At 59.9% G+C, this 15,228-nt stretch carries 14 protein-coding genes; 5 read left to right on the top strand and 9 right to left on the bottom strand.

Translation table 11 applies throughout. The features are described 5' to 3' along the window. Positions 1–239 precede the first annotated feature (239 nt). Positions 240–1,769: an efflux transporter outer membrane subunit gene (locus tag GOB83_RS08670; RefSeq protein WP_264802495.1), complete on the bottom strand. Its 1,530-nt coding sequence runs from the start codon at positions 1,767–1,769 to the stop codon at positions 240–242. Between the two features lie 137 nt (positions 1,770–1,906). Between GOB83_RS08670 and GOB83_RS08665 the strand changes: the two genes are divergently transcribed. Continuing rightward, the gene (locus tag GOB83_RS08665; protein WP_095349449.1) at positions 1,907–2,554 is read left to right on the top strand and encodes a TetR/AcrR family transcriptional regulator; all 648 of its coding nucleotides are present in this window, start codon (positions 1,907–1,909) and stop codon (positions 2,552–2,554) included. A gap of 69 nt (positions 2,555–2,623) precedes the next feature. On the opposite strand, the gene GOB83_RS08660 is transcribed toward GOB83_RS08665, so the two are convergent. The 6 genes from GOB83_RS08660 to GOB83_RS08635 form a co-directional block, all read right to left on the bottom strand. Next, positions 2,624–3,550, bottom strand: a complete 927-nt coding sequence (locus tag GOB83_RS08660; protein ID WP_165925765.1) for an FAD-binding protein — start codon at positions 3,548–3,550, stop codon at positions 2,624–2,626. A 2-nt stretch (positions 3,551–3,552) separates the two neighbouring features. Beyond that, positions 3,553–4,302, bottom strand: a complete 750-nt coding sequence (locus GOB83_RS08655; protein ID WP_165925764.1) for an electron transfer flavoprotein subunit beta/FixA family protein — start codon at positions 4,300–4,302, stop codon at positions 3,553–3,555. Between the two features lie 63 nt (positions 4,303–4,365). Further along, entirely contained in the window at positions 4,366–6,003 is a 1,638-nt protein-coding gene (locus GOB83_RS08650; RefSeq protein ID WP_086647039.1) for an electron transfer flavoprotein-ubiquinone oxidoreductase, read from the bottom strand. A 114-nt stretch (positions 6,004–6,117) separates the two neighbouring features. Continuing rightward, a complete protein-coding gene (locus tag GOB83_RS08645; protein WP_086647074.1) occupies positions 6,118–6,795 on the bottom strand; it encodes a 2OG-Fe(II) oxygenase in 678 nt (225 codons plus the stop codon). A 159-nt stretch (positions 6,796–6,954) separates the two neighbouring features. Beyond that, positions 6,955–8,346: an oxygen-independent coproporphyrinogen III oxidase gene (gene hemN, locus GOB83_RS08640; protein WP_095349453.1), complete on the bottom strand. Its 1,392-nt coding sequence runs from the start codon at positions 8,344–8,346 to the stop codon at positions 6,955–6,957. Positions 8,347–8,355: 9 nt separating this feature from the next. Continuing rightward, positions 8,356–9,162: an OmpW/AlkL family protein gene (locus GOB83_RS08635; RefSeq protein WP_165925763.1), complete on the bottom strand. Its 807-nt coding sequence runs from the start codon at positions 9,160–9,162 to the stop codon at positions 8,356–8,358. A 301-nt stretch (positions 9,163–9,463) separates the two neighbouring features. Between GOB83_RS08635 and GOB83_RS08630 the strand changes: the two genes are divergently transcribed. Continuing rightward, a complete protein-coding gene (locus GOB83_RS08630; protein ID WP_233129184.1) occupies positions 9,464–10,246 on the top strand; it encodes a Crp/Fnr family transcriptional regulator in 783 nt (260 codons plus the stop codon). Between the two features lie 95 nt (positions 10,247–10,341). Here GOB83_RS08630 and GOB83_RS08625 read toward each other — a convergent pair whose 3' ends face one another. Together GOB83_RS08625 and GOB83_RS08620 are read right to left on the bottom strand one after the other, a co-directional pair. Beyond that, positions 10,342–11,910, bottom strand: a complete 1,569-nt coding sequence (locus GOB83_RS08625) for a Do family serine endopeptidase (protein ID WP_165925773.1) — start codon at positions 11,908–11,910, stop codon at positions 10,342–10,344. A 179-nt stretch (positions 11,911–12,089) separates the two neighbouring features. Then, positions 12,090–12,587: a nucleoside deaminase gene (locus tag GOB83_RS08620; RefSeq protein ID WP_086647076.1), complete on the bottom strand. Its 498-nt coding sequence runs from the start codon at positions 12,585–12,587 to the stop codon at positions 12,090–12,092. A 483-nt stretch (positions 12,588–13,070) separates the two neighbouring features. Between GOB83_RS08620 and GOB83_RS08615 the strand changes: the two genes are divergently transcribed. From GOB83_RS08615 to rsmD, 3 genes are read left to right on the top strand one after another with little or no spacing between them, the layout of a single operon-like run. Further along, the gene (locus tag GOB83_RS08615; RefSeq protein WP_086647044.1) at positions 13,071–13,802 is read left to right on the top strand and encodes a gamma-glutamyl-gamma-aminobutyrate hydrolase family protein; all 732 of its coding nucleotides are present in this window, start codon (positions 13,071–13,073) and stop codon (positions 13,800–13,802) included. After that, on the top strand, positions 13,799–14,575 hold the full coding sequence (locus GOB83_RS08610; RefSeq protein ID WP_264802496.1) for a pseudouridine synthase: 777 nt from the start codon (positions 13,799–13,801) through the stop codon (positions 14,573–14,575). The genes GOB83_RS08615 and GOB83_RS08610 overlap by 4 nt, the downstream gene beginning before the upstream one ends. After that, positions 14,575–15,162 carry a 16S rRNA (guanine(966)-N(2))-methyltransferase RsmD gene (gene rsmD, locus GOB83_RS08605; RefSeq protein ID WP_165925761.1) on the top strand — a complete coding sequence of 196 codons (588 nt, stop codon included), beginning with the start codon at positions 14,575–14,577 and terminating at the stop codon, positions 15,160–15,162. The genes GOB83_RS08610 and rsmD overlap by 1 nt, the downstream gene beginning before the upstream one ends. Positions 15,163–15,228 lie beyond the last annotated feature (66 nt).

The raw sequence follows: 15,228 nt of genomic DNA, 5'->3' as shown, positions 1-15,228 counted from the left end.
CCAAAAACCTTAGCAGAAACTTCCGAAACCGCCAAGGTCATCTCGTCTCGGTGAAGCAGCTTCTATACCCCCAGACACTAACCCGTCAACACTAGAAAACAAAAAAAATGAAACAAAATCATAACCTAAACAAAAAACCCCAGAAAACCGCCAATCCTGAAAATTAACGTTCTTAATGCAAAATAAAAGCGGGCCTCACAGCCCGCTCCTGGTTTGAAATATCCTGTGTGCCCAAGCCGTTAGGCGTGTTTGGGCTTGGAGACGGGGAAGGTACTCTCCCATCCCCCGCCCAGCGCGTTATACAGACGCACCAGATCATCTGCGATACTCGCTGTGCTATCCGCCAGACTGGTCTGGGAAGAGAGCAGCCTACGCTGTGCATCAAGCACCTGCAGGTAACTCTGCAGCCCATGCTTATACTGGCTTTGCGCCAGCTCCATGGAACGCTTGTCTGCTGCCACCTGGCTGCTCAGGCGCTGGTTCTTCTTCTGCTCTGCCTGATATGCGGTGAGTGCATTATCCACCTCGCTCCAGGCATTGAGCACCGTTTTGCGGTACCGCAGGGCTGCGGCCCTCTGCGATGCTTTTTTCATCTGCAACTGGCCGGTCAGGCGCCCGCCCTGAAAAATGGGGATCGTGATGGACGGCCCCACATTCCACATGCGTGAGCTCCACATCCCCATATCGCGGAACGAAAAGGACTGAAGCCCAAAGCCCGCATCAATGGTGACCTTGGGGTAAAAGTCCGCCATGGCCTGCCCCACTTCGGCCGTGGCCGCATGCAGTTCGGCTTCAGCCTCACGGATGTCGGGGCGACGATGTGCCAGTTCGGATGGCAGGCCAATAGGCACGGCTGGCGGCACCAGCGGAATGCCCGCTGTTTGCACCAGTTCGGTGTTCAGCCCACCCGGGGGCATGCCCATAAGCAGATTGATGGCGTTGATCTGCATGGCAATGCGCTGCTCAAACTGCGGGATCAGAGCATTGGTATGCTGGAGCTCGGACTGGGCGCTATCCACATCCAGTTCGCTCACCAGACCGCTTTTGTAGCGCGACTGGCTCAGTTGCAGCAGTTTGGCTGCGGCATCGCGGTTGGCCGTGGTAATGCGCAACTGCTCCTGCAGGCTGCGCAGTGTCATGTAATCCGATGCCAGCTCGGACTGGCGGGCGATCAGAATCCCCCGGCGTTCTTCCATGGTGGCGTTGGTGTAGGACTTGGCGGCCTCATACTGCCTGCGCACACGGCCCCACAGATCCACTTCCCAACTGGCCTGCACACCATCCTGCCAGTTGTTCAGCAGCGGTATGGTGGCCTCGGAAGCCTGGCTAGTCAGCATTTCCTTCAGCTGGGGGTCAGCAGAATGTTCACCAATCCGCTCCACAATCCGCTGCAACTGCTTGCTACTGTGCTGCACGCGGCTATACGAGCCAGAGGCTGCAAGGTCTGGGAAGCGCTCCGCACCGGCCAGCAGCAATTGCCCGCGGCTGACGGCAAGCTGCTCGGATGCCTGCAACACGTCCAGGTTCTGGGCGGCCAGACGCTGTTCAAGCGAGGTCAGTTCCGGGTCATGGAACACTGACCACCACTGCGCGTCCGGCTCCTGCTCCGTGGGCACACTCAGCGCGCTGGTGCGCTCCTGCGTTGCCGCTTTCTGCCATTGTGAGGGGGACCACGCCTGGGGCTTTTTATAGTCTGGCCCTACAGCACAACCTGCCAGAATAAAACCGGCTGCCAGTGCGCCCGCCCGCCGTGCATTCCTTCTTGCCACCCGCTTACCCTCGTCGAAATTATGCGCCTGCTTTAATATGCGTTATAACCGCTACGCTGACCGACCAGTTCGGTCAGGGCATACCCTATCGTCTTTCCCTACCGCGTCAATCACAAGTCTCCAAAGCCCGAAGATCCATGGCCCTATCTCCTCCCCTCCCCGCGCCCTCCTGCTCCCCCTGCACGGGAGAGTCCGAGACCAAACGACAGCAGATTCTGACTGGAGCCAGTGCGGTTTTTGCCGAACATGGCTACGAGGGCGCAAGCATGTCCGCCATTGCGCGGCAGGCCGCTGTATCCAAGGGAACGCTGTATAACTACTTTACCAACAAGGCCGACCTGTTTGCCGCATTTGTGGAACAATGCTGCCGCGAAAAACTGCCCGTGGCTCTTGCCCCCGTGCAGGAGGATTCGCCCGCGCGGGAAACACTGACCGCCGTGGCCCGCGCCATGGTGCGCCTGATTACCCAGCCCGACAGCCTGATGCTCTACCGGATTATTGTCTCCGAAGCGCCGCGCTTCCCCCAGCTTGGGGCCGTGTTCTGGGAAAATGGTCCCCGAGTCGCCATTGCCACACTGGCCAACTGGATACGCGAACAGGAAGCGCTGGGCACCTTGCGGACAGAAGACCCGGTTTTTGCCGCCGAGCAGTTTTTTGCCCTGTGCCAGACACGCATCGCCCACCTGCGCCGTTTTAACCTGAACCCGGAAAACAGTGCGGAGGAGGAAGAAAAAGTGATCCATGCCGCCGTCCGGGTGTTCATGGCGGCTTACGGCGCGGAATAACTCCATAAAAAAAGCCCGTACGCCACAAGGGCATACGGGCTTTTCAAGCACGCGATTATGGAGATGCGCTTATTTTTTAAGCTCTTCCACCAACTGCGGCACAACCTCAAACAGATCGCCCACAATACCGTAATCCGCCACCTGAAAGATGGGGGCTTCGGGGTCTTTGTTCACGGCTACGATCACGCGGCTGTCCTTCATGCCTGCCAGATGCTGGATTGCGCCGGAAATACCAAACGCCATGTACAGTTCCGGTGCCACGATCTTGCCGGTCTGGCCGACCTGCAATTCGTTGGGCACAAAACCGGAATCGACTGCAGCGCGGGACGCACCAACAGCAGCACCCAGCACATCGGCCAGCGGGTCCAGCGCGTGGAACTTTTCCTCACTACCCATGCCACGACCGCCGGACACCACAACGCGTGCCGATTCCAGATCAGGGCGGGCGGAGTCAGACAGCTGAACGGCCTCAAAGCGGGACACGTCAGGGCTATCTACCGCTGCAACAGCCTCAACCGGGGCGCTGCCACCTTCGGCCGGGGCAGCATCAAACGATGCACTGCGCACGGTCAGGACTTTTTTGGCGTCGGAGGAACGCACGGTCGCCAGTGCGTTGCCAGCGTAAATCGGGCGCACAAAGGTTTGCGCGTCCACAATGCTCACCACATCGGGGATGGGCTGCACGTCCAGCAGGGCAGCTGCACGCGGCAGCACGTTCTTGCCCGTGGCACCCGCAGCGGCCACGATATGGTCGTAGCTGCCAGCAAGGGAGACAAGCAGGGCTGCCAGAGGCTCGGCCAGTTCATGCGCATAGCGGGCATCTGCCGCATGCAGCACCTTGGACACGCCTGCAATCTGGCTTGCAGCCTGTGCCAGAGCGGCATCCCCGGCGACCAGCACATGCACATCACCCAGACGGGTTGCGGCGGTTACAGCAGAAAGGGCTGCCTTCCTGATCTGGCCGCCTTCATGATCCAGAAGAACAAGAGCGGTCATGTTCAGATCACCTTTGCTTCGTTACGCAGTTTTTCTACCAGCTCTGTTGCAGAGCCAACCTTGATCCCCGCCTTACGTTCTGCGGGTTCCGCAACGGAAACAACCGTCAGGCGCGGGGCCATGTCCACACCAAGGTCAGCGGCAGGAATGGTTTCCAGCGGCTTTTTCTTGGCTTTCATGATGTTGGGCAGGGAGGCGTAGCGCGGCTCGTTCAAGCGCAGGTCGGCCGTGATAATGGCTGGCAGGGTAAGGGAGACCTGCTCCGTGCCGCCATCAATTTCACGGCTGACATTCACGCGGCCATCGACCACATCAACCTTGCTGGCAAAGGTGCCCTGACCCCAGCCCAGCAGGCCGGCCAGCATCTGGCCCGTTGCATTCATGTCATCATCAATGGCCTGTTTGCCCAGCACAACCAGCGAGGGGCCTTCTTTTTCGACCAGTGTTTTGAGCACCTTGGCAACAGCCAGAGGTTCGGGGCTTTCATCGGTCAGCACCAGAATGGCCCGGTCAGCGCCCATGGCCATGGCGGTACGCAGGGTGTCCTGCGCCTGCTGCACACCAATGGACACAACCACGACTTCCGAAGCAGCGCCTTTTTCACGCAGGCGCACGGCTTCTTCCACCGCAATTTCGTCAAACGGATTCATGGACATCTTGACGCCAGCGGTTTCCACTCCGCTGCCATCCGCCTTGACGCGCGGTTTGATGTTGTAATCAACAACCCGCTTTACAGGTACGAGTATCTTCATGACTTCTTTCGCTTGCAGACGCAGGATGGTTCGGACGGTTCTTTATCGTACTTTGACCGAAATTCACATACCAGCCGGATAATTCGGCCCACCACCTCCTTCGGGCGTGGTCCAGTCTATATTCTGGGTGGGGTCCTTAATGTCACACGTTTTGCAATGTACGCAGTTCTGGGCATTGATTTGCAGATGTGGTGCTGTCTGCTCATCCGCCACTTCGTACACACCTGCCGGGCAATAACGCGCCTCTGGTGCGTGGAACACATCCCAGTTGACCGTTTTCCACAAGGACGGATTTTTAAGCCGCAGATGCACCGGCTGATCCTCCTCATGGTTGGTGGCTGACAGGAAGACGGAAGACAGACGATCAAACGTCAGCTTGCCATCGGGCTTGGGGTAAAACGGCTTTGCGCACAGATCAGCCGCGCGCAGTGTTTCGTTATCCTGATGTTTGAAGTGGAGCGTCCATGGGGCGCGTCCACGCAGCACCATGGCATCCAGCCCCGCGTACACCGCGCCACCCATAGCTCCAAAACGGGCAAAGGCGGGGCGAATGTTGCGTGCGGTGCGCAGTTCCTGCCACAGCCAGGACTGCCGGACCTTCTGCGTATAGGAGCCCGGCTCTACGCGGTCGGTTTTCATGGCATCCACCACGGCTTCCGCCGCCAGCATGCCCGACTTCATGGATGTATGCGTGCCCTTGATTTTTGGCACATTCAAAAACCCTGCCGAATCCCCGATCAGCGCACCACCGGGAAAGGTCAGGCGCGGAATGGACTGCAAACCACCCTCGGACAGGGCACGCGCACCGTAGGAAATACGCCGCCCCCCTTCCAGATGCTGGCGGAAAGCCGGATGCAGCTTGACGCGCTGCATTTCCTCAAACGGGGAGAGCCATGTGTTGGCGTAATCCAGCCCGATGACAAAGCCATAGGACACAAGGTTTTCGCCAAAATGGTACAGCCACGCGCCACCATACGTACCGTTGTCCAGCGGCCAGCCAAAGCTGTGCTGCACCAGACCGGGGCGATGGTTTTCTGCCGGGATTTCCCACACTTCCTTAATGCCTAGGCCGTAGGTCTGCGGGTCCGCATCCTTGCGCAGGTCGTAATGGGCCATGACCTGCTTGGTCAGGGAGCCACGGCAGCCTTCTGCAAACAGGGTGTAGCGCCCACGCAGTTCCATGCCGGGCTGGTAGTTGGGGCCGGGTTTGCCGTCACGCCCCACACCCATATCCCCCGTGGCCACACCCACCACGCGGTTGCGTTCGATCAGCACTTCAGCCCCGGCAAAACCGGGGTAGATTTCCACCCCCAGTTCCTCGGCCTGCACGGCCAGCCAGCGGCAGACCTCGCCCAGACTGACAATGTAATTCCCGTGGTTGGCCATGTGCGGCATGACCTTGTCGAGCATGGGCACCCGAATACTGCCTGTTTCGGTCAGGTAGAACATATCTTCCGCCGTTACAGGCGTATCCAGCGGCGCACCGCGTTCGCGCCAGTCGGGCAGCAGTTCGGCCAGTGCGCGCGGCTCGATCACGGCGCCGGATACAATATGCGCCCCGATCTCGCTCCCTTTTTCAATCAGGCAGACACTGGTTTGCGGCGAAAGCTGGCGCAGGCGAATGGCGGCAGCCAGTCCGGCGGGACCACCGCCAACAATGACAACATCGAACTCCATCGACTCACGCACAGGTTCACTCATTCCCGTTTTATCCCCGTTGAAATTTCTGTAGCTTTCCTAAACCCGATTTGTCACAGAATTGCAAAAAACGGGCACCCCGGCCCGTTTTGCGCCTTTTCCGCCAAACAGGAAAGGTCAGGCCCGGGCCATACGCGGTCCAAAGGCCAGTTCGTGCACGGCACGCCAGTTTTTATCGACAAAATTGACGATCAGGGTCCGCCGTGTACCCCGGATCGGGCGCTGCACAAAGCCATGCCATGTCTTGTCTGAAGGGATGAACAACACCCCCGAATTGAACACGCCAGATGCACGGGCAACAGATTCGCCCTGCGGTGTCATCAGGTCCGTGCCCCATTGCTGCGCGTCCTCCCCTGTAGAAAGGGAGATAAGCAGGGTCAGTTTTTTGGCCCCGATGTCGGTATGGGGTTCAAGCCAGAATCCATCCGTATCCAGACACAGTTCCAGCCTGAGGGCGGCCTCATCCAATGGGCTGCCGCATATGGCTTCAAACGTCTGGCGCATGGGGTCGCTATCCAGCAGCGTGGCCATACGGTCCAGCCGGGCATCCCTTGCGCGCACGGCCGGGTCCACAAAAACGCGGAAGGCATTGCGCGTTTCCCGCCGCCCGCCAACATCCCCCGCGATGGCGCTCTCCCCCGGGTTCCAGTCCACAAGGGCGTCGCAGGCAGGGGGTTCCAGAACGTTTTCAAGCATCCAGTGCGCGAACGGATATGTGGCCGCGGGTGTGTGGCGCAACCTGTCCGGCAGGGTAAAAGACCCGGTCTGGCCGGGCAAAGGAGCATCAGGACGCATGTTGTCCGATCCTTCCGATAAAACAGAAATATGCTGGAGAACCAGAGGTGCCGGGCTTTTTGCAGCATTGCCTCTGCGGTTCAGAAGCTGTTCTTCCATGCGCCAAAACAACCCGATGATCAAGTTGCATGGCAGAAATGCCAATTTGAACGGCCTGCCTTACAGCGCGCCAGAAAAACGGGGAGCAGGCGCTTTGCCTGTGCTTGCAGCGGCCAGCTCTTTCTGCCGCGTGTCAAAAACAGCGGCGACATTCCGCAAAAACGGACGCCCTTTTTCTGTCACCTCTATACGGCTGTCAGCGCGGGTAATCAGCCCATCCCGCTCGAACAGATGCAGGCTGGCCAGCTCCTCCACAAATCCATCCATACCCGGGTTATCGGGAATGTGGTTTGAGCGCAGGTCCACCGCCAGATCGCACATAATACGTTCGATAATGGCCCCGCGGTAGCGGTCCTCCGCTGTGCAGGCCACCCCACGCATAACCGGCAGTTCCGCCGAATCGGCCAGTGCGCGGGCATAGGTTGCAACGGTAGGAATATTCTGGGCAAACCCGGCGGGGGTCATGGAAATGGCCGAAGCCCCCATACCCAGCAGCACCGGGCAGGAATCCGTTGTGTAACCCTGAAAATTGCGGTGCAGAGTGCCGGCATTGGCAGCTTTGGCCAAGGCATCATCCGGCAGGGCGTAATGGTCCAGCCCAATGGCCTGATACCCGGCCGCCTGCAACACGGCATCAATCTGCGCACGCTGGGCCAGCCGCTCCGAAGAGGACGGTAGCGCGCTTTCAGGAATAAGCTTCTGGCGCTTCTGCTTCCACGGAATGTGGGCATAACCAAACACGGCCAGCCGGTCGGGGCGGAGCAGGGCAATCTGGCGGGCCGTCTCACCCACGCTTTCTACCGTCTGGTAGGGCAGGCCGTAAATCAGGTCGATATTAACGCCCGTAACGCCCGCGGCGCGTACCTGCTCAATACAGCTTTTGGTCTGCGCAAAGGACTGGTGACGACCGCAGGCTTCCTGCACCTTTTCGTCCAGGTCCTGCACGCCAAGACTGATGCGGTTGAACCCAAGATCACCCAGGAGTGCCGGATAACCTTCGGGCACATGGCGGGGGTCCATTTCCATCGCCAGTTCGGCATCATCGGAAAAACGGAAGAACGTGCGTACGGCACGCATAAGCTGCCGGAGCGAGGCCGGCGGCAATGTGGTGGGCGTACCACCGCCAAACTGGAGATGATGCACAACGCGCTGCTCGCCCGTTAGGGCTACAACCCGGCGCATTTCCTCGCGCAGCAGGTCACCATAGGCCACGCGCCCGTCCTCATGCCGCATGACTGAGGTATTGCACCCACAGAACCGGCAGAGTTCATCACAGAATGGAACATGAAAATACAGAGAAACAGGCAGGTCTGCTGGCAGCGTACGCAGCCAGCTTTCCACGTCCTGAGCCCCGACCGCATCCGAAAAACTCGCAGCGGTCGGGTAACTGGTATAGCGCGGCAGATTCCCGCCGTAGCGGGAAATCAGGTCAGAGACGGGATCCGCGCTCATCAGCTTAGATCAGAAGCGGTATGCAATACCGGCGGACACCACGGTGGGGTCCAGGGATTCATGAGCACGAACCTTGAGGGTTTCGGCTTTGTTTTCAGCCCATGCGTGCATACGAACGAACATCTGCTTGACGTCGGCGTTGAAGAACCAGTTGCCGACCAGCTGATAGTCGAAACCAACGTTCACAGCCGGGCCACCGGTGAAACCACCATTCAGTTTGGTCAGCCCAAGCTGGCCCGACCCACGTGCGTTATGGAACCACATAGCCGTTGCACCCACACCCACATACGGGTTGAAGCGCTTGTGCGGACGGAAATGCCAAGCGAAGGTCAGAGTGGGGGGCAGCACCCAAGCGGAACCAACGTCCGTTACCTGCCGGCCGCTCACACCAGCAAGCGCGCCACCAACTGCGTTCACACGGTGGTGCGTGCTGGTTGCAATCAGGTCAACAGACAGGTTGTCGGTGATGAAGTATTCAACCGTCAGTTCCGGCATAGCCTGGTTGGTGGTGGACAGGTGCGTGCCGTTCATGTGACCAACGCCAGCGACCTTCACGCTGCTGTCACGGTCCTGCGGCAGAACGCCAACGCCGGACAGACGCACCATGAAGTCACCCTTGCCCAGACCGATTTTGGTGCTGGCGCAGGTTTCAAAGATACCGCAGTGGCCAGAGGGCTTCTGCGCGTCCGGGATGTGGTTCATGACCGGGGCATTGACGTAAGCAGCATTGGGGGTTGCTGTCTGCGCCTGTGCCGCACCGGTCAGGGCGGCCACACCAGCCACTGTGGCTGTCAGAAAGGAACGGAACTTGACCATTGTGTTTTGTCTCTTCCACTGCACTGTAATTCTGTGCCGGAAAGACCACGCCATCGCTCATGCAACCTTGATTTAGATCAAGTCTGGCGCATACTGGTCAAAGATGAGTCAAAACTGTGTCATTTTAACCACAGACCCCGGTTTCGACTTTTTTGCAGTTCTGGCCTGCAATTAAAATAATCCCTTGGCATGATTGATTTATGTCAACAAAAGCTCAATGCTGCGGGGCGACCTTTTACGGCCCCAACCGTTATAACAGACCGCAACCGGTTAATACTAAACGGTTTTCTGGATTTATCGCATGACATCTTCTCCCCAGACATCTGCCTTCGCGCCCGCTGGCGGGGCAGTTCATACCCCCAAAGCGGATATGGATGTCATGCGTTGCCTTGTGTGTGACATCCGGAACAAAAGCCTGTGCAGCAGCATGGATGAGGAAGGACTGGCCGCACTGGCCCACTCCTCCCGCCAGTTACTGCTGCCGCCGGGCACAACAATTGTTGAAGAAGGGGAGCCTGCACTGGCGTTTTTCAATGTCACGCGTGGCACGGTCAAACTCTTCAAATCCCTCCCCGATGGACGCAGGCAGATTACGGGCTTTGCCGATGCAGGCCAGTTTTTGGGCCTGAGCACAGCGCAGACATACTCTTTTGGGGCAGAAACGGTGGATAATGTGCGGCTGTGCCGCTTCCTCCGCCCCCAGCTTGAGGCATTGCTGAGCGATTACCCAACATTTGAGCGCCGCCTGTTAGCCGCCGTAACCGACAAACTGGCCGAAGCGCAGGAACAGATGCTGCTGCTGGGCCGCAAAACCGCGCGCGAAAAAGTTGCCACCTTTCTGCTCGACCGGATGCGCGCCTTCCACCAGACCGCAAACCGACGGCAGGAGGCGGAAAACATGGCTTCTGTCCCCATGACACGGGTGGATATTGCCGATTATCTGGGCCTGACCATTGAAACCGTAAGCCGGACCATTAGCGCTTTCCGCCGCAGCATGCTGATTGCCAGCGCGGAAAACCATCGCATCCGCATTCTTTCGGTTGCGACTCTGCTCAATATCGCCTCGGGGCAGAAAGCGGACTGAGCGGGCCGCCTAACCTCATAGGATTAAAGTCTTAAAAAAAGGCCGACTCCACAGGAGCCGGCCTTTTTTGGCTGATAACTCAGGACAAGTCTGCCTCAGTTATCATCATCATCACCGCTACCAGCACCGTTATCCGCTGGCAGGCCTGCGGTACTGCCATCGGGCGAAATGGCAATGAACAGGGATTGCCCGTCCCGCAGAATACGCAGCAGCACCGGTTTTTTGGCCGCCATAGCCGTTTTGACCAGACTGACGGCCGCCTTGGGCATATCCACCTGCTGGCCACCAACAGACTGAATGACATCCCCCGGACGAATCCCGGCCTGATCCGCAGGAGAACCTGCCTCCACATCGCTCACCACAACGCCGTGCGTATCCTGCGGCAGACCAAGCTGCTGGCGCGTATCGCGGTTAAGCGGGGCAAGAGCCACACCCAGATGCTGCCCGCCTGCGGTACTCGCCGTTTTGCCCGCATCCCCCGTAGCACTGGCAAGATTGCCAATTTTAGTGGTGGCGGTCTGTGCCTTACCTGCACGCACAAAGCCGATTGTTACCTGCGTGCCCGGCGCCACTGCCGCCACACGCACGGCCAGATCATGCGGGGAGGCAATTTTCTGACCGTTAAAGTCGGTAATCACGTCCTCCGCCTTGAGACCCGCTTTTTCGGCCGGGCTGTCCTGGCTGACACTGGCCACCAGCGCACCTGCGGGCGGCGTACCCGCAACAGCGGGGGCAGGCAGGTTAAGCGCGCTGGCCATAACGGGGGAAATAACCTGAGCATTTACGCCAAGGTAGCCGCGCACCACATGGCCGGTCTTGCGCAACTGGTCCACAACGCTGCGCACCGTATCGGACGGAATGGCAAAACCAATACCAATCGACCCCCCGCCAGAGGGGGAGAGAATGGCGGTGTTGACCCCCACCACCTTGCCGTCCTGCGTAAAGAGCGGGCCACCGGAGTTGCCGCGGTTAATGGGGGCATCCACCTGAATGAAGTTGTCGTATGGGCCTTCGTTGATGTCACGCCCACGGGCGGAGACAATACCAGCCGTAACCGTGCCACCCAGACCGTAGGGGTTGCCAACGGCAATCACCCATTCCCCAGGCTGTACGTCATCGGACTCGCCGAGTTCAATAAAGGGCAGTTTTTGTGTGGGCGTAACCTTGAGCAAAGCCAGATCGGTCTTGCCATCGCGGCCGACCACCTTGGCAGGCAGGGTTGTGCCGTCATCCAGTGTGACGCTGACCTTGGTTGCCCCTTTGACCACATGGTTGTTGGTCACCACGTACCCATCGGCCGAGATGACAAAGCCAGACCCGCGCGCCTCAATCAGCTGCTTGGAGGGCTGGGGCATCATCTGGAACGGGAAAGGGAACGGAAAAGGCCCGCCACCCATGCCACCGCCTTCACCTTCCATGGTGTCGGAGCGGATCATGGAGGTAATGGACACCACCGCCGGTTTGACCTGTTTGACCAGCTCCACAAAATCGGGAATCCGCTGGGCAGGGCCGCTGGGCTTGATCATGCTGGACGTATCCGCCCAGGACACACCGCCAGCCCACGGCCCGGCGGCGGAAACCAGCATGCAGCCAGCCAGCAGAGCCTTGGTCCAGTTGCGGCGACCGCCACGCGTGCAAACGTTTGTCACAGATTTTTCCGACATCACGATCTTGACTGTTCCTTGTTGTACCCAAGCAGGACTCGTTTCGGGTGACCACGGCCTGCTCTGGCGGCCACCTGCACCAGACGGCTGCCAAAACCTGCATCACCTTACGCCCTGTAAGCTAACATGGTTTCCTTTTCGGAAAAAAAAAGCCTTTAACCCACCCTACCCACAGGGTTTTATGCAGGGGGCAGAGGCTCCTCGCCCCGCAGGGTCCGGAAAAAGCTTTTCAGCAACTCTCCGGCCTCACACTCACGCACGCCGCCTATAATTTCCGGGCGGTGCAGGGCCTCGGCCCGGTAAGGCAGGCGGGGGCCGTGTTCCACCGCTCCGCCCTTGGGGTCATACGCCCCAAAAACCAGCCGCCCTACCCGAAAATGCGCCATGGCCGCCGCACACATCGGGCACGGCTCCAAAGACACAACCAGAGTGCAGTCCGCCAGCCTGCGGCCCTGCCGCTGGTGCACGGCGGCACGCATGACCAGCATTTCCGCATGGGCAGAGGGGTCTTGCAGTTCTTCCACCCGGTTACCGGCTTGTGCCAGCACCGTGCCTTGCGCATCCAGCAGCACGGCACCCACTGGCACCTCCCCCCGTGTGGCGGCCATACGGGCCTGCTGCAAGGCCAGCTCCATACCCGACTCCCTGCCGGAATGGAGGGGCGTATCACGCACCATTGCAGCGCCTTTCATGGCTGGGTATCCGCATGTCTGAGCAGGTCGGGGGCTGCACCATCATATTCTTCTTGCAAACCTCACCATAACTTTGTCATCCTGCCTTAAAGTCGCCATTATCCGTGCACAGCGCAATGCACTTTGCGTGCGGTGCGGATTATGGCCTGACCGTCTCTCAACTCTTGGCTGGAAAGGTCGGAACCATGCATTCTCTGTCTTTCATTCTGGCCGCGGCTGCAATGGGGTTTGGTCTTGCTGTTGCAGACAGGCTCCCCGGCGAATCCTCCCCCCCTGCCACCAGGCCGGTTGTGAGCAGTCATATGATGCCCCATAGCATTCCGGTGTTTCTGACCCGCTAGAAGCGGCTCCAAAGCACCAGCCCCGGCACGGGGCAGACGGGAAAAGATGCAAAATTTACGCACCTGTGGCACCTGACACGAAGCAGTTCCAGTTTTCCAACGGCTTTTTGTGCAGGACCACAGGCTTATGGCAGCAGAGCGCCCCGTTATTGGCATTACCCTTGATCTGGAAGACGGCGGCGCGGAGCGTTACTCCCGCTTTGCGTGGTGCGCCCTGCGCGAGAATTATCTGAGCGCCGTAGCCACCGCAGGTGGCCTGCCGGTAGCCCTTCCCCTGTTCCCGCAACTGGGGCTGGAATACGTGGCCAAGCTGGACGGGCTGCTCATAACCGGTGGCGCGTTTGATATTGATCCCCTGCTTTATGGTGCGTCCGAGCGCCACCCCAGCGTAACCCTGCGCCCGCGCCGCACGCGGGCCGAAAGCGCCCTGCTGGCCGCCGCGTTGCAGCGCAACATACCCGTGCTGGGCATATGCGGGGGCATGCAGTTAATTGCCGTAAACCTTGGTGCAACGCTCATCCAGCATCTGCCCGACACAAACCCCACAACCTTGCCACATGAGCAGCCCAACCCGCGGGATGAGGCAAGCCACGGCGTGGACATCCAGCCCGACACCCTTCTGGCCCGCATAACCGGCGGGGCCACACGCATTGCCGTTAATTCCGCCCACCATCAGGCCGTTGGCACCCCCGGACGCGGGCGGGTGAATGCCATTGCCGAAGATGGCGTGATAGAAGGCATAGAAGACCCGGACCACCGTTTTTGCCTTGGGGTGCAATGGCACCCGGAATTTGGCATAGACCCGGCAGACAGAACACTTTTCAAGGCCTTCGTACAGGCAGCAGGAGAACAGGCGTGACACAGGAAGCGCGGGGAGAACGCATTGCAAAATGGCTGGCCCGTTCAGGGGTAGCCAGCCGGCGCGATGCAGAGCGCATGATTGAGGAAGGGCGCGTGCGGCTGAACAGTCAGGCTGTTACGCACCCGGCAACCTTTGTCACCGATGGCGATATTGTTCTGGTGGACAACCAGCCGGTTGCAACCCCGGAGCGCACAAGGCTGTGGCGCTACCACAAGCCCGACGGGCTGGTAACAACCCACAAGGACCCCGAAGGACGGCCAACCGTTTTTTCCTCCCTGCCAGAAGGCATGCCCCGCGTGATCAGCGTCGGGCGGCTTGACCTGAACAGCGAGGGGCTGTTGCTGCTGACCAATGATGGTGAACTGGCCCGCAGGCTGGAACTGCCCTCCAACGGCTGGCTGCGGCGCTACCGCGTGCGCGTGTTTGGTGTGGTGGACGAGGCGCGGCTGGCCTCCCTCGCCCATGGCTGCGTGTTTGAAGGCGTGCGTTACGGCCCCATTATTGCAGCCCTCGACTCGCGCAAGGGCGATAACGCGTGGCTCACTGTCTCGCTCAAGGAAGGCAAGAACCGCGAGATCCGTAAGGTTATGGCCGGGCTTAACCTGCATGTCAGCCGCCTGATCCGCACCAGCTACGGGCCGTTCCCCCTTGGCACGCTGCAAAAAGGTGAGCTGGAGGAAATTCCGCCCCGCGTCCTGCGTGACCAGTTGCCCAAAGCGCCGGAAAAAACCGCCCAGCAGACCGCCCCTGCCCGCCACAAGGTCCGCTGATGGTGCGCATTATTGCCGGGGCACGCAAAGGCCGGGTGCTGGCCGCACCCTCTGGCGGCACCACACGCCCCACGGCAGACCGTGTGCGCCAAGCTCTGTTTGACGTACTGGCCCATGCTCCGTGGGGTGGAGCGGCCCTGCTGGAAGGTGCCCATGTGCTGGACGCCTTTGCAGGCACGGGCGCTCTGGGGCTGGAAGCTTTGTCCCGCGGGGCGGAAAGAGCCGTTTTTTTTGAAACCGACCGTCAGGCCCTCACCGCCCTGCGCGCCAATATCCATGCCTGCGGGTGGGAAGAACGCTGCACGGTGTACCCGCGGGATGTCACCGTTCCACCAGCCGCCCGCGCAACGCCTGCAACCTTGGTGTTCCTGGACCCACCTTACCACAAGCACCTGCCCGGCACGGCCCTGGCCGCCCTGAAAGCCAGAGGCTGGATTGCCCCCAACGCCATAGCCGTGATTGAAACCGAGCGCGACGAACCCCTGCCTTTTGCAAATGACGCCGAAGACGCCCCCGCCTGCCCGCACGAACTGCTGGCAGAACGCCAGCACGGTGCCGCGCGCCTGTCCATCTGGCGGCTGGCGTAAAGTATGGCGTGAGCCACCCGCACAATAGGTGGACCACGCCCCCCGTGCTGCGCTACACAGACCGGA

It is taken from the genome of Acetobacter fabarum, assembly GCF_011516925.1.
In the GTDB taxonomy this organism is placed as follows: domain Bacteria; phylum Pseudomonadota; class Alphaproteobacteria; order Acetobacterales; family Acetobacteraceae; genus Acetobacter; species Acetobacter fabarum.
This window is presented reverse-complemented; position numbering and strand designations above follow the sequence as displayed.